Source organism: Rathayibacter sp. AY1A2, assembly GCF_002930935.1.
Lineage (GTDB): Bacteria > Actinomycetota > Actinomycetes > Actinomycetales > Microbacteriaceae > Rathayibacter.
The window spans coordinates 1-18989 of record NZ_PSTP01000008.1 but is presented as its reverse complement, the minus strand read 5'-3'; the positions used below and the strand labels follow the sequence as shown (position 1 = coordinate 18989).

Here is an 18989-nt window from a genome sequence, read left to right as displayed (position 1 = left end):
CCCCCTCCCGCCGCGTGGGCCGGAGGGGGCGGTGCGTCAGTCGAAGGCGACGATCAGCTCGACCTCGACGGGAGCGCCGAGGGGCAGCTCCGCCACCCCGACGGCCGAGCGCGCGTGACGGCCGGGCTCGCCGAACACGTCGCCGAGCAGCTCCGAGGCGCCGTTGATCACGCCGGGCTGCCCGGTGAAGCCGGAGGCGGACGCGACGAAGCCGGTGAGCTTCACGATCCGCGTCACCCGGTCGAGCGATCCGATCGCGTCGGCGACGGCCGCGAGCGCGTTGAGGGCGCAGGTGCGGGCCAGCTCCTTCGCCTGCTCGGGCGACACCTCGTCGCCGACCTTGCCGACCAGCGGCAGAGCGCCGTCGACGAAGGGGATCTGCCCCGCCGTGTAGACGAGGCCGCCGTGCACGACGGCGGGGACGTAGGCGCCGGCGGGGACCGCGACCGCCGGCAGCTCGACGCCGAGCTCCGCGAGGCGCTCGGCGATCACGCGCCGGCCTCGGCGACGGGGCGCTTGAGGTACGCGACGAGGCCGCCCTCGGGACCGGTCACGATCTGGACCAGCTCCCAGCCCTCGGATCCCCAGGTGTTCAGGATCGCCGTGGTGTTGTGGATCATCAGCGGGGTGGTGATGTACTCCCAGCGCGGGACGGACATGGCTCTCCTCGGGTGCGGCCGGTGCGGGACGACTGCTGAGCGCCGCGCGTCGGCGGGATGAGCGCCGCGGCTCGTCCGAGCGCGGCGACTACGCTGATTCTATGTCGGGGCAGGGCGGGACCAGAGTCGTGAAGACCATCGGGGGCGCCGTCGGCGGTCTGATCGGCATCGTCGCCATGAGCGTCGTCGCGGGAGTCCTGGTGGCCGCCTCGGTGACGCCGGCGATCGCGCTGAGCGGCATGGCCGCCGGCAACACGGTGGAGATGTTCGACAACCTCCCCGAGTACCTCGAGATCGGCACGCTCGCCGAGAAGAGCGACGTGTACGCGAAGGACTCCTCCGGCGGCGACGTGCTGCTCGCCTCCTTCTACGCCCAGAACCGCGTCGAGGTGGGCTGGGACGAGATCTCGCCGTTCGTGAAGGACGCCGTGGTCGCCTCCGAGGACCCCCGCTTCTACGAGCACGGCGGCATCGATCTGCTCGGCACCGTCCGCGCGGCCGCGACGACGGCCATGGGCGGGGACGTCCAGGGCGGCTCCTCCATCACGCAGCAGTACGTCAAGAACGTGCTCGTGCAGAAGGCGGAGGCGCTCAGCGATCCGATCGAGCGCGACGCGGCCTACCGCGAGGCCACGGAGACCACTCCGGAGCGCAAGGTCGCCGAGATGCGGCTCGCCATCGGGCTCGAGAAGGAGTACCCGAAGAACGACATCCTGCTGGGCTACCTCAACATCGCCCTGTTCGGCGGCACCGTCTACGGCGTCGAGGCGGCCGCCCGCTACTACTTCGGAGTGAGCGCGAAGGACCTCTCGCTCGCGCAGTCCGCCGCGCTCGTCGCGATCGTGAACAACCCCGAGAAGTTCCGCTTCGACCGGCCCGGCGACCCGGCGAACCCCGCCGCGGAGGGCTACCCGCAGACCCGGGACCGGCGCGACTACATCGTCACCCGCATGGACCTCGAGTCGAAGGTGACGTCCGAGCAGGCGCAGGCGGCCGTCGCCGAGCCCGTGACGCCGAACATCACCGAGCCGAGCACCGGCTGCCAGACGGCCGGAGTCGCGGCCTTCTTCTGCGACTACGTCACCTGGGTCATCAAGAACGACGACGCGTTCGGTGCGAGCCAGGACGAGCGCGACGCCACCTTCAAGCGCGGCGGCTACCGGATCTACACGACCCTCGACTCCGACCTGCAGCAGGCCGCCGTCTCGGCCACCGACGACTGGGTGCCCAAGTCGATGGCGAACGTGAACATCGGCAGCGCGAGCGTCTCGGTCGAGGTCGGCACCGGCCGCATCCTCGCGATGACCCAGAACAAGGACTACTCCAACGATCCGGACCTGACGGGCCCCAACTACACGAGCGTCAACTACAACACCGACTTCGGGTACGGCGGCTCCTCGGGATTCCAGGTCGGCTCGACCTACAAGGTGTTCACCCTCGCGGAGTGGCTGCAGGAGGGGCACTCGCTCGGCGAGAGCGTCGACGGCACCCGCCGCGCCTACACGACCTTCCGTGACAGCTGCGAGCCCGACGGCGTCTACTACGGCGAGTCCTGGAACCCCGGGAACGACGAGGGCGGCAACGGAGGAGTGACCACGGCCCTGCAGGCGACGACCGGCTCGATCAACACCTCGTTCGCCGCCATGGCCCAGCAGCTGGACCTCTGCGGCATTCGCAACACGGCGCTGGCGATGGGCGTGCACCGTGCCGACGGGACCGAGCTGCAGAAGCTCGCGCCGACCATCCTCGGCACCAACGAGATCGCTCCGCTCACGATGGCCACGGCCTTCGCCGGCTTCGCGAACAAGGGCACCGTCTGCACGCCCATCGCGATCGACCGGATCGTCGACCGCACGGGCGCGGACGTCGCGCCGCCCGCCTCCGAGTGCAGCCAGGGGATGTCCGAGGAGGTGGCCGCGACCGCCGGCTACGCCCTGCAGCAGGTGGTGACGGGCGGCACCGGCGCCCCCTCCAACCCCCGCACCGGGGTGCCGCACATCGGCAAGACCGGCACCACGGACGACGCGCTGCACACGTGGATGGTCGGCGCGAGCACCGAGGTCGCCACCGCCACCTGGGTCGGCAACGTGACCGGCTTCACCTCCATGCGCGGATTCAGTCTCAACCGGGTGAACGCCGGTCAGGTGCGCCACCAGATCTGGCCGCGCATCATGCGCGTCGCCGACGCCAAGTACGGCGGGACGGCGTTCCCGGCTCCGGTCCGCTCGCTCGTCGACGCTCCGCAGGAGGCCGTGCCCCAGGTCACCGGCCAGAGCCCCTCTGCGGCGGCCTCACGCCTGCGCTCCGTCGGCTTCACGGTCCGCGTCGACACTTCTCCGGTCCCCTCCGACCGCCCGGCAGGGACGGTCGCGCAGACGAACCCGCCCGCCGGGTCGCGCGTCTCCCGGGGCGCGGAGATCACCCTGCAGATCAGCGCCGGACCGGGCGCCCCGCCCCGCGCGGGCTGAGCCCCGCACCCCCGGCTGCTCCCGAGGGAGCGTCCGGCAGAATGAACGCGGCCGCGCTCGCGGCCGACGTGCGAGAGAAGGACCCATGACCGGACGCACCCGTCGCCCCCTCACCACCGCCCTCGCGACCGTCGCCGCGGCCGGAGCCGTCGCCGCGGCCTGGGGCATCGGCGTCGAGCGGACGTTGTTCACCGTCCGGCGCACGTCGTTCCCGGTGCTGCCCGCCGGTTCCGAGCCGATCCGCGTCCTGCACGTGTCGGACCTGCACATGGCCCCGTGGCAGACGAAGAAGCAGGAGTGGATCCGCTCGCTCCTCGCCCTGGCGCCCGACGTCGTGGTCGACACCGGCGACAACCTCGGCCACCGCGACGGCGTGCTCGGCATCCGCCGGGCCCTGGAGCCCTTCGCCGGGATCCCCGGCGCCTTCGTCAACGGATCCAACGACTACTTCGGCCCTCGGATCAAGAACCCGCTCCGCTACTTCGTCGGCCCCTCCAAGAACCCCAAGCAGCACGAGGCAGATCTCGACACCGACGGGCTGACCGGCTTCTTCTCGGACGGGCTCGGCTGGGTGGACCTCAACAACCGCGCCGAGAGCATCACGGTGAAGGGGACGCGCATCGAGTTCTTCGGCGTCGACGACCCGCACATCGGCCTCGACCGCATCGACCTCGTCGCCGGAGCCGTGGACGAGCTGCGCGGCGCGGAGGACGGACCGGCCGGGGTCAGCATCGGCGTGGCGCACGCGCCCTACCAGCGCATCCTCGACGACTTCGTCGCCCGCGGCGCCGAGGTGATCCTCGCCGGGCACACGCACGGCGGGCAGGTCTGCGTCCCGGGCTTCGGCGCCCTCGTCACCAACTGCGACATCCCGCGCGACAAGGTCGCCGGCTCGACGACGTGGGACAACGGACTGCGCAGCTCGTACCTCAACGTGTCCGCCGGAGTCGGCACCTCGATCTACGCACCGGTGCGCTTCGCCTGCCGGCCCGAGGTGACCCTCGTCACGCTCACTCCGGCGGCCTGACGAGGGGTGTCCGACGGCGGTCCGGAAATCGGCTACTATTGTCGAGGCTCGTGAGCGGTTCTCCGTGATGAGCACACCGGGGTGTGGCGCAGCTTGGTAGCGCGCCTCGTTCGGGACGAGGAGGTCGTGGGTTCGAATCCCGCTACCCCGACCGGTGAGAAGCCCGGCCAGGATCGATGATCCGGCCGGGCTTCGTCGTTGCCGGGGCGTTCTCGGAATTCTGCTGTGGCGGGGCTCGCCCGCAGGCGGATGCTCGCCCGGGCCGGAGCCCGGTAGACGACGGAGCCGGCGCGATCACCGCCCCGCGCTCTCCGGCTCGAGCACCCCTGTCGGCGTCCCGAGCGTCCTGCGCACGGGCGTGACTCCAGCCCACTCCCCCGCGCCTCCCGGCCCGATCCCAGCAGCCGGGAGCGAGACTGTTCTTCCGCCGTCGTCGCCGCCCCCGCCCGACGACCGACGAGAGGAGCACCGTGACCCGGTCGCTCACCCGCCTCACCCTCGCCATCAGCGTGCCTTACGTGGTCGCGCTCGCAGCGATCGCCTTCTGGCCGACGCCCGTCGATGCGGGAGTGCGGGGGGATCTCGGCCGGGTGACCTCCTGGTTCGCCCGGCACGGCCTCCCGATGGTCGACGACGCGTTCATCGAGTCGACCGCCAACATCGCCCTGTTCGTGCCCCTGGGGCTGCTCCTGGCCCTCAACCTGCGGCTCCGGAGGGCGTGGGTCGCCGTCGCCGTCGGCGCCGTCGTGAGCTCGCTCATCGAGGCGGGCCAGCTGCTCTTCCTCTCGGCGCGCTTCGCCACCGTCGACGACGTCGTGATGAACACCTCCGGCGCCCTCCTCGGCGCGGTCGCCGGCGTCCTACTCCGGATGGTCGTCCGCGCACGACGACGCCGGAGGGCGGCGGAGTGGGACGACGCCTTCGCGCACATCCCCCTCCGCGGCACCTCCGGCGTCGTGGCGGATCAGCCGAGCCGCGTCCGCTGAGACGACGGCTCCGCCGCGTCAGCGGCCGAGGCCGCGGTACTTCCAGCCGGCGGCACGCCAGGCGGCGGGGTCGAGGCAGTTGCGACCGTCGACGAGGAAGGTGTTGGCCACCTTCGCCGCCGTGGCCGCGGGGTCGAGGGCGCGGAACTGCTTCCACTCCGTCACGACGACCACGGCGTCGGCACCGGCCAGCGCCTCGTCGACGTCGGTCGTGTAGGTGATCTCGGGGTAGCGGCGGCGCGAGTTCTCGATCGCCTCGGGGTCGGTCGCGACCACGGTCGCACCGAGGTCGTGCAGGCGCGCGGCGACGTCGAGCGACGGCGAGTCGCGGATGTCGTCCGACTCCGGCTTGAACGCCAGACCGAGCACCGCGATGCGGCGGCCCTCGACGGAACCGCCGAGGCCCTCGGTGACGAGGTCGACGACGCGCTGACGGCGACGCAGGTTGATCGCGTCGACCTCTTTGAGGAAGGCGACGGACTCGCCGACGCCGAGCTCGTCGGCGCGGGCCGAGAAGGCGCGGATGTCCTTCGGGAGGCAGCCGCCTCCGAAGCCGATGCCCGCGTTCAGGAAGCGGCGGCCGATCCGCACGTCGTAGCCGATCGCGTCGGCGAGCTGCGTGACGTCCGCGCCGGTGACCTCCGCGATCTCGGCGATCGCGTTGATGAACGAGATCTTGGTCGCGAGGAAGGCGTTGGCCGAGACCTTCACCAGCTCGGCGGTGGCGTAGTCGGTGACCACGAGCGGGGTCTCGGCCGCGAGCGCCGTCGCGTAGACCTCGTCGAGGGTCGCCTTCGCCGCTGCTCCGGCCTCGCCTGCGGGAACGCCGTAGACGAGGCGGTCGGGGCTGATCGTGTCCTTCACGGCGAAGCCCTCGCGGAGGAACTCGGGGTTCCAGGCGAGGGTCGCACCGGAGGAGGCGATGCGGTCGGCCAGGCGGGCAGCGGTGCCGACGGGGACGGTCGACTTGCCGACGACGAGGGAGTCCGCCTCGAGGTAGGGCAGGAGACCGTCGATCGCCGAGTCGACGTAGGTCATGTCCGCGGCGTTCTCGCCCGGCTTCTGCGGGGTGCCGACGGCGACGAAGTGCACGGCCGCACCGGCGGCGTCGGCCATGTCGGTCGAAAAGCGCAGGCGCCCGGAGGCGACGCCGGAGGACAGCAGCTCCGGGAGGCCGGGCTCGAAGAACGGCGCGGTGCCGGCGGCCAGGGCGTCGATCTTCTTCTGGTCGACGTCGATGCCGATGACGTCGTGGCCGAGCTCGGCCATGGCGGCAGCGTGGACGGCACCGAGGTAGCCGCAGCCGATGACAGAAAGCTTCACAGGGGTTCTCCGAATCGTGGCGGGTTCGTGTCGCGGTCGCGACGGTGAGGAGGAGCGATGCGATGCGGCGACGCGTCAGCGCGCCCGCGGACGCGCGACTACCGCCGCGCCAATGCTCTCAGATCACGGGAGACGTCGGCGACAGCCGCCGCGATCTGCGCCGCCACGCGCTCGTGCACGGCCTCGCTGCGGCCGATCGGGTCCTCGATGTCGTCGCCGCCCTCGCCCCGCGGGGCGCGCCCGCGGTGGGCGGCGGCGAGCCGCACGACGGCGCGGAGCCGCGCCGCGGGGTCCTCGACCGTCGGCAGCGGCACCTCCCGCAGCACGAACGGCAGCACGCGGGCGAACTCGAGCAGCGTGAAGCCGCGGAGGAGGAGCGACGGAAAGCGCCGGGAGGCGTCGACCAGGTGGTCGCGCGTCATCGTGAGCAGGAGGTCGGCGTCGCCGACGATCGCGTCGCCGAGCACCGCGCTCGTGTGCGCGGCCGGGTCTCCCCCGTGCTGAGCCGAGAAGCGGGCCGAGACCGGGTCCATCGGCAGTCCGTCGCGCGTCCTCACTCCGGCGCTCGTGAACGCGAAGAGCGGACCTCCCGCGGGTGAGGTCGCGTCGGCGAGTGCGGCGCGCAGCAGCTGCTCCGCCATCGGCGACCGGCAGATGTTGCCGGTGCAGACCGAGAGCACGGTGAAGACGGGGGCGGCGGAGGCGGCGACCGGTTCGTCCGGTCGCCAGCTCCGGCGGGCGGGGCGGGCGGAGTCGTCTCCCGGGAAGATCATCGCGGGGCGCTCAGGCCGAGGTCGACGCGGGCTCGGGCTCGGGCTCGACGGCCGTATCCGGGCGGGCGCCCGATCGCTCGGAGCCGTAGTAGCTCGTGTAGTAGTAGCCGTAGCCCCGGCCGACCTGGCCGCGCGCGGGCACGCGGTTGAGGATGACGCCGAGGGTGTGGCCGCTGACCCGCTCGAGGTTCTGGATCGCCTTGCCCAGCTCGTCGGTCGTCGTCCTGCCCGCCGAGATGACCACGAGCGCTCCGTCGGTGCGGGCGGTGAGGATGGCGCCGTCCGTGACGGGCAGGAGCGGCGGCGCATCGACGATCACGATCGCCTCACGGGCGATCTCGTGCAGGAGGATGTCCATGCCGTTGGAGCCGAGCAGCTCGGACGGGTTCGGCGGGATCGACCCGGCCCCGAGCACCCAGAGGTTGCCGGACGGGCCCCACGGCTGCAGGACGTCCTGCAGCTCCGCCTTGCCGATCAGCAGGTCGGTCAGGCCGACGCCGGGAACGAGGCCGAACGACTTGGCGACCGTCGGCTTGCGGAGGTCGCCGTCGACGACGACGGTGCGCTGGCCGGAGGCGGCGAGCGTCACCGCGAGGTTCGCGGTCACCGTCGACTTGCCGTCCGAGGGCAGCGGGCTCGTCACGACGATGATGCGCGGCGGGCTGTCGATGTTCATGAACTGCAGGTTCGTGCGGAGCTCGCGCAGCGCCTCGGCGAGTGCGTGTTTGCCGTCGGCCTTGATGTAGTCGGTCGTGTCGGCCTCGGGGACGATGCGGTTGGTCTCGCTGAGGCGCTTGTCGACGGGGAGGGTGCCGACCACGGGGAGGTCGAACAGGCGCTCGACCATCTCGGCGGTGCGGATGCGCCGGTCCAGCGTGTTGCGGACGAACGCGTAGACGAGACCGAGGACGAGGCCCGCGAGCGCGCCGACCGCGAGGACGAGGCGCAGGTTCGGGAACGCCGGCGAGGACGGGAGCGCCGCGGTCTGCAGGACGGTGAGGGAGACCGTGTCGCCGACGCCCGTCTCCTGGTTGACCTGCTGCACCTTGGTGGCGATGGCCGCGACCCAGGCATCGGCGAGCTTCTGCGCGCCCTCGGGGGTGGAGGCGGTGGCGCTGACCTTCATCACCGGGGCGACCGTGTCGGCCTGCACCGCGATCGCCGAGATCAGCGTGGCGGGCGAGACGTCGAGGCCGAGGCTGTCGATCGCGATCTGCGCCACGTCGCGCGAGGTGGCGATCGGGACGTACGTGGCGAGGCTCGACTTGGCGACGGACTGCGCGATCTGCTGCGTGTAGATCGCCTGGCTGTCGTCGGCACCGGTGGTGGCGACGGAGACGAGGCCCTGCGAGTCGGCGACGTACCGCGGCTTCTGCGTCAGCGACCAGCCGAAGGCGACGAGAGTGCCGAGGAGGATCGCCGCGACGATCGGGATCCAGTGGTCGCGCAGGAGCCGGAGGACGTCTCGAAGTTCCACAGAGTCAGATTTCCTTCGCTGGTACGGATCACGCGGCGGGCGCCGGAGACGGGTTCTTCCGAATTCTGACACAGCGCTTCCGCGCCCTCGGCGCCAGGCGCGTCAACCGTGCCACCCGTCGGGGGTGGGCTCCGGCGGAGTCCCTCTCGTGATCACTCCGAGGCCCTCGAGCTCGACGACCGCCGACTCGACGACCGCCTCCGCATCGACGCCGGCGGGCGGCGGGCCCGCCTCCTCGAGCACCGCGGCGACGAGACCGGGCAGATCGGAGCCCCGGCCGGCGTGGCGCCAGATCGTCGGGCCGATGCCGGACAGGCGCACGAGGGTGCCGCCGCAGAACACGAGCAGCTGGCCGTCGGCGAGCTCCACAGCGTCGTCCGCAGGGGTGCGCAGGACGGTGCCGGGCAGGGCCTCGCCCACAGGGTCGAGCTGCACGGAGACCACCTCGGACCAGGCGGACGGGGCCTCGGCGCCGAGGGACGCGAAGACCTCCTCGACCAGGTGCACCACGCTCGCGGCCTCGGAGTAGACCAGTCGCCGGACGCCGCCCAGCGCCGAGAGGGTGCGGACGAGATCGGCGATCGGCCGCGGGCGGGCCGAGAGGTAGGAGGTCTGCGGCACCAGGTCCTCGATCGCGTCGACCGGGTCGACGTGCTCGAGGAAGGGCGTCCCGACGCCGTCGCGGCGCTCGAGCAGGAGGACTCCCGCCAGCCGCAGGGGCGCCTCCGGGACCGGTCGGAGGGCGAGCGACCCGGGGGCCAGCTGCGCCTTCGGCGCCGATCCGGTCAGCGGCTTCACCGACAGCGGCTTGGGATAGGGCAGGACGCGCCCCTCCGGGGTCACGCCGACCGTCTCGTCGGTGACGTAGCCGAAGCGGGACCCGAGCGTCCGCGCGATGGTGGTCTTGCCGGTCCCGGAGGCGGCGACGAAGGCCAGCACGCGGCCGGACTCGTCGGAGATCCCGCAGGCGTGGAGCATCAGCAGGTCGGCGCGCCGGGCGCCGATCGCCTCGAGGGTCAGGGTCGAGGTCAGGGACTCCTCGAGCTGCGCGAGCGTGGCGCTCGAGACCCGGGGCGAGCCGTCGACCGGGACGGAGGGATCGTGCCCCACCTCGGCGAGGACGTCGCGTGCTCCCGCGTCGGGCTCGGACGCGCAGGCGGCCCAGCTGTCGGCGATCCGCGCCGCGTCCTCGTCGCCGACGCCGCGTCCGAAGACCACGCGGAACGGGGTCTCGAGGACCGAGACGGACAGGGTGCGGGGCTCGGCGCCCCTCCCCCCGGCGATCAGTAAGCCCCGTCGCGGGCGAGGACGGCGCGCGCGGTCTTGAAGAGGATGACGATGTCGCCGGTCATCGACCAGTTCTCGACGTAGTACAGGTCGAGGCGGACGGTGTCCTCCCACGAGAGGTTCGAGCGTCCGCTGACCTGCCAGAGCCCGGTGATGCCCGGCTTCATCAGGAAGCGGCGGTGCACGTGCTCCTCGTACTGCTCGACCTCGCGGGCCAGCGGCGGGCGGGGGCCGATCAGGGACATGTCGCCGCGGAAGACGTTCAGGAACTGGGGCAGCTCGTCGAGGCTGAAGCGCCGGAGGATCGCACCCACCCGGGTGACGCGCGGGTCCTTCGCCATCTTGAAGAGGATCGAGTTCCCCTCCGCACGCTGCTGCGACGCGAGTGCCGCCAGTCGCGCCTCCGCGTCGACGACCATCGAGCGGAACTTCAGCATCTCGAAGGTCGCGCCGTTCAGGCCGATGCGCTCCTGCCGGAAGAGCACGGGCCCAGGGCTGGTGACCTTGACCAGCACGGCGACGACGACGAGCACCGGCGCGCTGAGGATGATCAGCATGGTCGACGCCAGGATGTCGAAGAGGCGCTTGGCGAACCGCTGGCGGCCGTCGAAGCGCGGGGTCTCGACGTGGATCAGCGGAAGGCCCGCGACGGGGCGGGTGTGGATGCGCGGACCGCCGATGTCGGTGAGGCTCGGCGCCACGACGAGGTGCTCGCGCCCGGGCTCGAGCGTCCAGCTCAGCTCGCGGATCCGCTGCGGCGCCAGCTCGTCGGAGCTCGTGACGACCACCGTGTCGGCACCGGTGGCGTCCATCACGGCGCGGACGCCGTCGATCCCGGTGAACCCGTGGACCGCGAGGCCCGAGAGCTCCTGCTCGCTCCGCAGCGCGTCCGCACCGCCGACCGAGGTCGAGACGGCGCCGACGAGCTTGTAGCCGGCCTCGGTGCCGCGGCGCAGCTCGCGCGCGGTGTGCAGGACGCTCGCGCGGGAGCCGAGGAGCACGACCTGACTCGAGAAGCGGCCCGCCCGGCGCTGCCGGGTGAGCCAGGAGCGCCAGACCAGGCGGCCGACGCAGATCAGCACGATCCCGGCGGGGAACGCCGTGATGATGTAGCCGCGCGCGAGCAGGATCTGGAGCAGGTAGGCGATGATCGCGACGATGCCGAAGAGCCAGATGGAGGCGTCGACGACGCGGCGGTACTCGACGTAGCCGGTGCCGACGATCCGGCGGTCGCGCGTGTCGAAGACCTGGAGGGCGAGGAGCCAGCCGACCGACAGGGCGACGGACACCCAGGTGTAGCTGACCGCGATGTCGGCGGGGTTCTTGAACCCCAGATCCGAGTTCAGGTTCAGGTCGAACCAGAAGAGCTGCGTGCCGAAGACGGAGAGGACGATCGCGACGACGTCCGTGATGAGCAGCCGTCGCCGGTAGTCCTGCTCCCACGACGGCCGACGCCTCAGCGGTGCCCCTTGCGCCGTCATCGTTTCCCCCGACCTTTCCTGCTGCTTCGAAAGGCGTAATTCCGTTTCCGGTGTTGTCACGTCGTCAGGCTACCCACTTCCTCGTTTCGGAGGGGTGTCGCACCGGTGAGGAACGCTCGACCGGTCAGCCGCGGAGCCGGCCGCGGCTCTCCTGGAGGTAGCACGCGCCGCACAGCGACTCGTAGGTGACCGCCGTTCCGTCGATCGCGACCTGATCGCCGTCGAAGACGAAGCGGCCGTCCACGACGCGCCCGTTGAAGATCGCTTTGCGCCCGCACCGGCAGATCGTCTTCAGCTCCTCGAGGCTGTGGGCGATCTCCAGGAGTCGCCTGCTGCCCGGGAACGCGGCGGTGCGGAAGTCCGTGCGGATGCCGTACGCCAGGACGGGCACGTTCTCGAGGATGGCGATCCGGAGCAGATCATCGACGTGCGACTCCGGCAGGAACTGCGCCTCGTCGACGAGCAGAGCACTCACGTCGCGCTTCGACTCGGCCAGCACGCGGGCCCGGGCGGCGGTGAAGACGGCCACCGGGTCCCCGTCGGGCTCGAACAGGATGTCCACCGGACGGGTCACGCCGAGCCGCGACACGATCAGCTCCTCGCCCTTCGTGTCGACGGCCGGCTTGGCCAGCAGCACCCGGTGCCCGCGCTCCTCGTAGTTGTGCGCGGCCTGCAGGAGCGACGTGCTCTTCCCGCTGTTCATCGCTCCGTAGCGGAAGTACAGCTTGGCCATCAGGTCTCCTCGGGGCGGGTCCGGGGGCGGGGCCCCCGGGGTGAGCAGGGGCCGGTCACGGGAGGAACCCGTCCTCGCCGGCGCGGCGGATCAGATCGGCCCGGCGGCCCGCGGGCCTGCCGACGGCGACGTACTTGCGGCGCACGCGCTGCAGGTAGGTCTTCGCGGTCTCGAACTGCACGTTCATCTTGGCGGCGACCTCGGGGGTGCTCGATCCGGACGCGTAGAGACGCAGCGCCTCCAGCTCGCCGGCGCTGAGCCGTGGGCGCTGCTGCGCCGCGACTCCGGACGGCAGGGGCCGCCACTGCGCGGACGAGACGTCGGCCGAGCGCATCTCGAGAGCGGCGCGGGTCTGCTCCATCACCTCGGCGAGCGGGCGCGACTTCGCCAGGTGCCGCACGGCTCCGGCCTTCAGGGCGCGCTCGCGGACCTCGTCGTCCTCGCTCGCGGAGAGCGCCACGACCGCGGCTCCCGCCGCCCGGCAGGTCCGGATCCGCGCCTCGATCGAGATCGGCTCGCGCAGCTCGGCGTCCATCACGACCACCTGGGTGGGGAAGACATCGCTCGTCACCAGGTCGTGCCAGGTGGAGGCGGCCACGACGACCTCGAAGTCCAGGGCGTGGGTGCGGATCCACGCGCTCGTCGCCGCGAGCAGGTCCTCGCGCGGGTCGAGCAGGCCGAGCCGGACCGCACGGGGTGCCGCGTCGCGGGCGCTCCGGGCGGAGGAGCCCGAGGGCTCACCGGAGCGGGTGACCATGCGGACGATCCTAGCCGCGGCCGGGCCCGCCCCCGGCTCAGAACAGCGTCGGCTGCCCGACGCCGGGCAGGATCGCGGCGCGCTCCGGCCCGAGCTCCCCGACCAGCAGCCCGTCGTGCTGGAGGGAGCGCCGCTCGCCGCCGAGGGTCCGCAGCGTCCCCAGCGAATTCAGGGCGGAGGACTTGACGGAGCCGGTGGCCGGGTCCTCCTCGCCGCGCTCGAGCCCGTGCGCGCGCATCAGCGGGCGGATGCGCGCGGAGAGCCAGCGCCGGTACTCGAGAGGCGCGTAGGCGTCGCGGCCCGGGTAGAGCGCTCGGTACTTGTCGACCAGCTCGGGGTGCTCCTGCCCGAGCCACTGCAGGAACCACTCCTTCACCCCGGGCTTGAGGTAGAGGGTCGAGTACATGATCGTGCTGGCACCCGCCTCGCGGCAGGCCCGGAGCGACTCGTCGAGGTGCGCCCGCGTGTCGGTGAGGAACGGCAGGATCGGCATGAGGAACACCGAGCAGTCGAAGCCGGCCTCCCGTGCCGCGGTCACCGTCGCCAGCCTGGCCGCCGCGGTCGGCGCACCCGGCTCGACGGAGCGCTGGAGGCCCTCGTCGTAGACGGCGATCGAGACTCCGAGGTCGACCGGGACGTGCTCGGCGGCCTCGCGGAGCAGCGGCAGGTCTCGCCGCAGCAGCGAGCCCTTCGTGAGGATCGAGATCGGGGTGCCCGAGGCGGCGAGCGCGGCGATGATGCCCGGCATCAGCCGGTAGCGGCCCTCGGCGCGCTGGTACGGATCGGTGTTGGTGCCGAGTGCCACGGGGTGCCGCTCCCAGCTCGGCTTCGCGAGCTCCCGGGTGAGGACCTCGGCGACGTTCACCTTCACGACGATCTGCGAGTCGAAGTCGCGGCCGCCGTCGAACTCGAGGTACTCGTGCGTGGGCCGGGCGAAGCAGTAGGTGCAGGCGTGGGTGCAGCCGCGCATCGGGTTGATGCTCCAGCCGAACGGCATCTTCGAGGAGGTGTGCACGCGGTTGAGCGCCGACTTCGCGAGCACCTCGTAGAAGGTGATGCCCTCGAACTCCGGTGTGCGCACAGTCCGCACCAGGTCGGTGAGCTTGACGAGCCCGGGCAGCGCGGCCTCGTCGGCCGTGCCGATCGACTGCCCGCTCCACCTCATGAAGCCATTAGAACATACGTTCGAACGGGTCGCACCCGATCAGACCGAGGCGGACAGCTCCAGCGTCTCGGCGGTCGCGGTGACCGTCTGCTCGGCCTTCTCGGGCGCGTCGTTGAGCGTCGAGCCGTAGCTCGGCACCAGTGCGCGGATCCGCGGCTCCCAGGCCTTCATCCGGTCGGGGAAGCACTTCTGCACGATGTCGAGCATGATCGGCACGGCGGTCGAGGCTCCGGGCGAGGCGCCGAGCAGGCCGGCGATCGTGCCGTCCCCTCCGGTGATGACCTCGGTGCCGAACTGCAGCACGCCGCCCTTCTTCTCGTCCTTCTTCATCACCTGGACGCGCTGGCCGGCGGTGATCAGGTACCAGTCCTCGTCGCGGGCGGTGGGCAGGAACTCGCGCAGGGCCTTCATCTTCTTGCCACGGCCGGCGAGCACCTCGCCGATCAGGTATTTCATCAGGTCGAGGTTGTCGCGGGCGACCGCGAGCATCGGGCCGATGTTGTGCGGCCGGATCGACAGGGGCAGGTCGAGCCACGAGCCCCGCTTCAGGAACTTGGGCGTGAAGCCCGCGTAGGGGCCGAAGAGGAGGGACGACTCGCCGTCGACGACGCGCGCATCGAGGTGCGGCACCGACATCGGGGGCGCGCCGACCGCGGCCTTGCCGTAGACCTTCGCCTTGTGCCGGGCGACCAGCTCGGGGTTGTCGGTGCGGAGGAACTGGCCCGAGATCGGGAAGCCTCCGAAGCCCTTGATCTCGGGGATGCCCGACTTCTGCAGGAGGTGCAGCGCACCGCCGCCGGCGCCGACGAAGACGAAGCGGGCGGTCACCGACTGGGGCGTGCCTCCGACGACCTGCTTGAGGTCGAGGCGCCAGGTGCCGTCCTTCTGCCGGGTGATGTCGGTGACCTCGCGGCCGGTGTCGAGCGTGCCGCCGTGGGCGACGACGTGGTCGAACAGCTGGTGGGTCAGCGAGCCGAAGTCGACGTCGGTGCCGGCCGGCATGCGCGTCGCCGCGTAGGGGCCGCCGCCGGCGGGACGCTGCTCCATCAGCAGGGGCGCCCACTCGTGGATGGTCTTGACGCTCTCGGTGAACTCGATGCCGGCGAACAGCGGCTGGTCCTTGAGGGCCTCGTAGCGCTTCCGGAGGTACTCGACGTTGGCCTCGCCGTGCACGAAGGTCATGTGCGGCGCCGGGTTGATGAAGCTGGAGGGCTCGCGGATGTCGCCGGACTCCACCAGGCCCGACCAGAACTGGCGCGAGATCTGGAACTGCTCGTTGATCTGGATCGCCTTGGCCGGGTCGACGGAGCCGTCGGCCGCCTCGGGCATGTAGTTCAGCTCGCAGAGGGCCGCGTGACCGGTGCCCGCGTTGTTCCACGGGTTCGACGACTCCTGCGCCACGTCGCCGAGGCGCTCGTAGGCGGCGATCGTCCAGTCGGGCTGCAGCTGGGTGATGAGGGCGCCGAGCGTGGCGCTCATGATGCCCCCACCGATGAGGGCGACGTCGACCGGTTCCGAGGAGTTCACGAGAGTCGAGTTTACGCTCGCCCGAGCACGCCGCGGCGGGGAGGGGACCCGCTCCCCCATCAAATTCGCGGCTTTTCCACCCGGAAGGGGCCGGAGCGCTCGGCGCCGGCCCCGTCCACGGAGGTCAGGAGACGGGCTGCTTCGCCGCGATGAGCTCGGCGATCTGCACGGCGTTCAGGGCCGCGCCCTTGCGGAGGTTGTCGTTGCTGATGAAGAGCGCGAGGCCGCGTCCCTCCGGAGCGCCCTCGTCGGCGCGGATGCGGCCGACGAAGCTCGGGTCCTTGCCCGCGGCCTCCAGCGGAGTCGGCACCTCGCGCAGCACGACGCCGGGCGCGTCGGCCAGCAGCTCGCGAGCACGCTCGGGGCTGAGGGCGGAGGCGAATTCTGCGTTGACGGAGAGCGAGTGGCCGGTGAACACGGGGACGCGCACGCAGGTGCCCGAGACCAGCAGCTCCGGGAGCTCGAGGATGCGGCGGCTCTCGTTGCGGAGCTTCTTCTCCTCGTCTGTCTCGTTCGAGCCGTCCTCGACCAGGCTACCCGCGAAGGGGATGACGTCGAAGGCGATCGGGGCGACGTACTTGTCCGGCGCGGGGAAGTCGACCGCCGAGCCGTCGTGCACCAGGTCGAGCAGGTGCTCGTCGGCGACGGCGGCGCGGACCTGGCCGGCCAGCTCGTTCGCTCCGGCCAGTCCGCTGCCGGACACGGCCTGGTAGGTGCTGACGATCAGGCGCGTGAGCCCCGCCTCGCGGTCGAGGACCTTGAGGATCGGCATCGCGGCCATCGTGGTGCAGTTGGGGTTGGCGATGATGCCCTTGACCGCCTGGTCGATGGCGTGGGGGTTCACCTCGCTGACGACCAGCGGGACCTCGGGGTCCATCCGCCAGGCGCTGGAGTTGTCGATCACGGTGACGCCGGCCGCGGCGAAGCGGGGCGCCTGCGCGCGCGATCCCGTGGCTCCGGCCGAGAACAGGGCGATGTCGAGCCCCGACGGATCGGCGGTCTCCACGTCCTCGACCACGACGTCCCCGCCACGGAACGGCAGCGTCGTGCCCGCCGAGCGGGCGGTGGCGAAGAAGCGGATGGACGCGATCGGGAAGTCGCGCTCCTCGAGGAGGCGGCGCATCACCTTCCCGACCTGGCCGGTCGCGCCGACGACGCCCACGTGGAGGGGGGTGCTGCTCATGCTGTGCTCTTTCGTCCGTGCGGCGCGCGGGCCGCTCGTGGCGGGGGGATCGAGGGAGAGGGTACCGGTCGCTCCGGCCGCTCGGGAGGAACGGCCGGATCGCGAGGGTGTCCGGCCGTCAGCGGCCGGTGCCGGCGTAGACGACGGCCTCGTCCTCGGCGTCGAGCCCGAAGGCGGTGTGCACGACGCGCAGAGCCTCGTTCACGGTGTCGGCGCGGGTGACGACCGAGATGCGGATCTCGCTCGTGGAGATCATCTCGATGTTGATCCCGGCCTCGTAGAGGGAGCGGAACAGCTTCGCGGAGACGCCGGCGTTGGTGCGCATCCCGGCGCCCACGAGCGCGAGCTTGGCGATCTGGTCGTCGTACTGCAGGGACTCGAAGCCGACCTCGTCCTTCTCGGCGTTGAGAGCCATGAGGACCGTCTGGCCGTCGGCCTTGGGCAGGGTGAACGAGATGTCGGTGCGGGCGGTGGCCGCAGCCGACACGTTCTGCACGATCATGTCGATGTTGGAGCCGGTCTTGGCCACGATCGTGAAGATCTGCGCGGCCTTGCCCGGGATGTCGGGGACTCCGACGACGGTGATCTTCGCCTCGTTCAGGTCGGCGGCGACTCCGGCGATGATGGGCTCTTCCACGGCTTGTCCGTTCTGCTCGGCGCCGGCGGTCTCGGCGTTGTAGACGATGGTGCCCTCATTGGGGCTGAAGGAGGAGCGCACGTGGAGCGTGACTCCGTGGCGGCGGGCGAACTCGACGGCGCGGATGTGCAGCACCTTCGCTCCCGCGGCGGCCAGCTCGAGCATCTCCTCGCTGGTGATGCGATCGAGCTTGCGGGCCTTCTTGACGACCCGCGGGTCGGCGGTGAAGACGCCGTCGACGTCGGTGTAGATCTCGCAGGTGTCGGCGCCGAGTCCCGCGGCGAGCGCGACGGCGGTGGTGTCCGAGCCGCCGCGGCCGAGGGTGGTGATGTCCTTCGTGTCGCGGTTGAAGCCCTGGAAGCCCGCGACGATGACGACGGCGTTCTCGTCGAGCGCCTCGCGGAGGCGGACCGGGGTGATGTCGACGATGCGGGCGGCGCCGTGCTGCGCGTCCGTGATCATGCCGGCCTGGCTGCCGGTGAAGGAGCGGGCCTCGAAGCCCATGCTCTTGATCGCCATCGCCAGCAGCGCCATCGAGATGCGCTCGCCCGAGGAGAGCAGCATGTCGAGCTCGCGGGGGGCGGGGATGGGCGTGACCTGGTGGGCGAGCTCGAGCAGGTCGTCGGTGGTGTCGCCCATGGCCGAGACGGCGACGACCACGTCGTTGCCCGCCTGCTTGGTGGCGACGATCCGCTTCGCGACCCGCTTGATGCTCTCCGCGTCGGCGACGGAGGACCCGCCGAACTTCTGGACGATCAGGCTCACGTGCTGCTCCCGTGTCGGTGGCTGGACCGCCGTCGCGACCCGACGGGCGAGTCTACCGGTCGACCGCATGCCGGAGCGGTCATGCGACTCCGGCGGCCGCGTCAGTTCTCGACGAGCCGGCGGCCCTCGAAGGCGCGGCCGAGGGTGATCTCGTCGGCGTACTCGAGGTCTCCGCCGACGGGCAGCCCGGAGGCCAGACGGGTGATGCGGATGCCGAGGGTGCTGAGCATGCGCGAGAGATAGGTCGCCGTCGCCTCGCCCTCGAGGTTCGGGTCGGTCGCGATGATGACCTCCTGCACCTCGCCGTCCGCGAGCCGCTGCAGCAGCTGGCGGATGCGGAGCTGATCCGGGCCGATGCCGTCGATCGGGCTGATCGCGCCGCCGAGCACGTGGTAGAGCCCGCGGAACTCGCGGGTGCGCTCGATCGCCGGGACGTCCTTCGCCTCCTCCACGACGCAGATGACGGCGCGGCTGCGGCGCGGATCGCGGCAGATCCCGCAGGTCGCCTCCTCCGCCACGTTCCCGCAGATGTCGCAGAAGTGCACACGGCCGCGCAGCTCGAGCAGGATCTCGGCGAGCCGGGTGACGTCGAACGTCTCGGTCTGCAGGATGTGGAACGCGATGCGCTGGGCGGACTTCGGGCCGATGCCGGGGAGCCGGCCGAGCTCGTCGATCAGCTCCTGGACGATGCCTTCGTACATGCGGTCGCCTCCTCTCGGGTGGGGCGGACGGGGGTGGCGG

The 18989-nt window shown here is 71.6% G+C and carries 17 protein-coding genes and 1 tRNA gene; 4 read left to right on the top strand and 14 right to left on the bottom strand.

Annotated features, from left to right (window positions below):
• Positions 1-36: 36 nt before the first annotated feature.
• Both C5B93_RS08915 and C5B93_RS17240 read right to left on the bottom strand, forming a co-directional pair.
• On the bottom strand, positions 37-492 hold the full coding sequence (locus C5B93_RS08915) for a RidA family protein (RefSeq protein WP_219812178.1): 456 nt from the start codon (positions 490-492) through the stop codon (positions 37-39).
• Positions 489-659 (bottom strand): hypothetical protein, encoded by a 171-nt coding sequence (locus C5B93_RS17240; protein ID WP_164861113.1) that lies wholly within the window; start codon positions 657-659, stop codon positions 489-491. Before C5B93_RS17240 ends, C5B93_RS08915 begins: the two co-directional genes overlap by 4 nt.
• Positions 660-760: 101 nt before the next feature.
• On the opposite strand from C5B93_RS17240, the gene C5B93_RS08910 reads away from it, so the two are divergent.
• The 4 genes from C5B93_RS08910 to C5B93_RS08895 all read left to right on the top strand — a co-directional run bounded on the left by C5B93_RS08910 (position 761) and on the right by C5B93_RS08895 (position 5140).
• The gene (locus tag C5B93_RS08910) at positions 761-3127 is read left to right on the top strand and encodes a transglycosylase domain-containing protein (protein ID WP_104250595.1); all 2367 of its coding nucleotides are present in this window, start codon (positions 761-763) and stop codon (positions 3125-3127) included.
• Positions 3128-3212: 85 nt separating this feature from the next.
• Positions 3213-4154: a metallophosphoesterase gene (locus tag C5B93_RS08905; RefSeq protein WP_104222183.1), complete on the top strand. Its 942-nt coding sequence runs from the start codon at positions 3213-3215 to the stop codon at positions 4152-4154.
• Between the two features lie 77 nt (positions 4155-4231).
• Positions 4232-4305, top strand: a tRNA-Pro gene (locus tag C5B93_RS08900).
• Between the two features lie 319 nt (positions 4306-4624).
• Positions 4625-5140 carry a VanZ family protein gene (locus C5B93_RS08895; protein ID WP_258068184.1) on the top strand — a complete coding sequence of 172 codons (516 nt, stop codon included), beginning with the start codon at positions 4625-4627 and terminating at the stop codon, positions 5138-5140.
• Positions 5141-5158: 18 nt separating this feature from the next.
• Here C5B93_RS08895 and C5B93_RS08890 read toward each other — a convergent pair whose 3' ends face one another.
• The 12 genes from C5B93_RS08890 to recR form a co-directional block, all read right to left on the bottom strand.
• Positions 5159-6463, bottom strand: a complete 1305-nt coding sequence (locus C5B93_RS08890; protein WP_104292269.1) for a UDP-glucose/GDP-mannose dehydrogenase family protein — start codon at positions 6461-6463, stop codon at positions 5159-5161.
• Between the two features lie 98 nt (positions 6464-6561).
• Positions 6562-7236, bottom strand: a complete 675-nt coding sequence (locus tag C5B93_RS08885) for a low molecular weight phosphatase family protein (RefSeq protein WP_104227254.1) — start codon at positions 7234-7236, stop codon at positions 6562-6564.
• Positions 7237-7246: 10 nt separating this feature from the next.
• Positions 7247-8713 carry a polysaccharide biosynthesis tyrosine autokinase gene (locus C5B93_RS08880; protein ID WP_104292268.1) on the bottom strand — a complete coding sequence of 489 codons (1467 nt, stop codon included), beginning with the start codon at positions 8711-8713 and terminating at the stop codon, positions 7247-7249.
• A 102-nt stretch (positions 8714-8815) separates the two neighbouring features.
• Positions 8816-9931 (bottom strand): hypothetical protein, encoded by a 1116-nt coding sequence (locus C5B93_RS08875; RefSeq protein ID WP_104292267.1) that lies wholly within the window; start codon positions 9929-9931, stop codon positions 8816-8818.
• A gap of 65 nt (positions 9932-9996) precedes the next feature.
• Positions 9997-11481, bottom strand: coding sequence for a sugar transferase (locus C5B93_RS08870; protein ID WP_104222171.1), 1485 nt, complete (start codon positions 11479-11481; stop codon positions 9997-9999).
• 124 nt (positions 11482-11605) lie between these two features.
• Positions 11606-12214: a thymidine kinase gene (locus C5B93_RS08865; RefSeq protein ID WP_104227256.1), complete on the bottom strand. Its 609-nt coding sequence runs from the start codon at positions 12212-12214 to the stop codon at positions 11606-11608.
• A gap of 55 nt (positions 12215-12269) precedes the next feature.
• Positions 12270-12971, bottom strand: a complete 702-nt coding sequence (locus C5B93_RS08860; RefSeq protein WP_104292266.1) for a LuxR C-terminal-related transcriptional regulator — start codon at positions 12969-12971, stop codon at positions 12270-12272.
• Between the two features lie 37 nt (positions 12972-13008).
• A complete protein-coding gene (locus tag C5B93_RS08855) occupies positions 13009-14136 on the bottom strand; it encodes an Rv2578c family radical SAM protein (protein WP_104222165.1) in 1128 nt (375 codons plus the stop codon).
• A gap of 39 nt (positions 14137-14175) precedes the next feature.
• Complete coding sequence (locus C5B93_RS08850) at positions 14176-15723, bottom strand: malate:quinone oxidoreductase (protein ID WP_104292265.1); 1548 nt, start codon at positions 15721-15723, stop codon at positions 14176-14178.
• Positions 15724-15787: 64 nt separating this feature from the next.
• Positions 15788-16846, bottom strand: coding sequence for an aspartate-semialdehyde dehydrogenase (locus C5B93_RS08845; RefSeq protein WP_104292264.1), 1059 nt, complete (start codon positions 16844-16846; stop codon positions 15788-15790).
• A gap of 118 nt (positions 16847-16964) precedes the next feature.
• A complete protein-coding gene (locus tag C5B93_RS08840) occupies positions 16965-18248 on the bottom strand; it encodes an aspartate kinase (protein ID WP_104222160.1) in 1284 nt (427 codons plus the stop codon).
• Positions 18249-18349: 101 nt separating this feature from the next.
• Complete coding sequence (gene recR / locus C5B93_RS08835) at positions 18350-18949, bottom strand: recombination mediator RecR (RefSeq protein ID WP_104222157.1); 600 nt, start codon at positions 18947-18949, stop codon at positions 18350-18352.
• Positions 18950-18989: the final 40 nt, after the last annotated feature.

Excerpts from the sequence above, each read along its gene's own strand:
- C5B93_RS08850 (WP_104292265.1), bottom strand. The coding sequence starts at position 15,723 with ATGGGGGAGCGGGTCCCCTCCCCGCCGCGGCGTGCTCGGGCGAGCGTA.
- C5B93_RS08885 (WP_104227254.1), bottom strand. The coding sequence starts at position 7,236 with ATGATCTTCCCGGGAGACGACTCCGCCCGCCCCGCCCGCCGGAGCTGG.
- C5B93_RS08845 (WP_104292264.1), bottom strand. The coding sequence starts at position 16,846 with ATGAGCAGCACCCCCCTCCACGTGGGCGTCGTCGGCGCGACCGGCCAG.
- C5B93_RS08860 (WP_104292266.1), bottom strand. The coding sequence starts at position 12,971 with ATGGTCACCCGCTCCGGTGAGCCCTCGGGCTCCTCCGCCCGGAGCGCC.
- C5B93_RS08865 (WP_104227256.1), bottom strand. The coding sequence starts at position 12,214 with ATGGCCAAGCTGTACTTCCGCTACGGAGCGATGAACAGCGGGAAGAGC.
- C5B93_RS08905 (WP_104222183.1), top strand. The coding sequence starts at position 3,213 with ATGACCGGACGCACCCGTCGCCCCCTCACCACCGCCCTCGCGACCGTC.
- C5B93_RS08870 (WP_104222171.1), bottom strand. The coding sequence starts at position 11,481 with ATGACGGCGCAAGGGGCACCGCTGAGGCGTCGGCCGTCGTGGGAGCAG.
- C5B93_RS08910 (WP_104250595.1), top strand. The coding sequence starts at position 761 with ATGTCGGGGCAGGGCGGGACCAGAGTCGTGAAGACCATCGGGGGCGCC.
- recR (WP_104222157.1), bottom strand. The coding sequence starts at position 18,949 with ATGTACGAAGGCATCGTCCAGGAGCTGATCGACGAGCTCGGCCGGCTC.
- C5B93_RS08855 (WP_104222165.1), bottom strand. The coding sequence starts at position 14,136 with ATGAGGTGGAGCGGGCAGTCGATCGGCACGGCCGACGAGGCCGCGCTG.
- C5B93_RS17240 (WP_164861113.1), bottom strand. The coding sequence starts at position 659 with ATGTCCGTCCCGCGCTGGGAGTACATCACCACCCCGCTGATGATCCAC.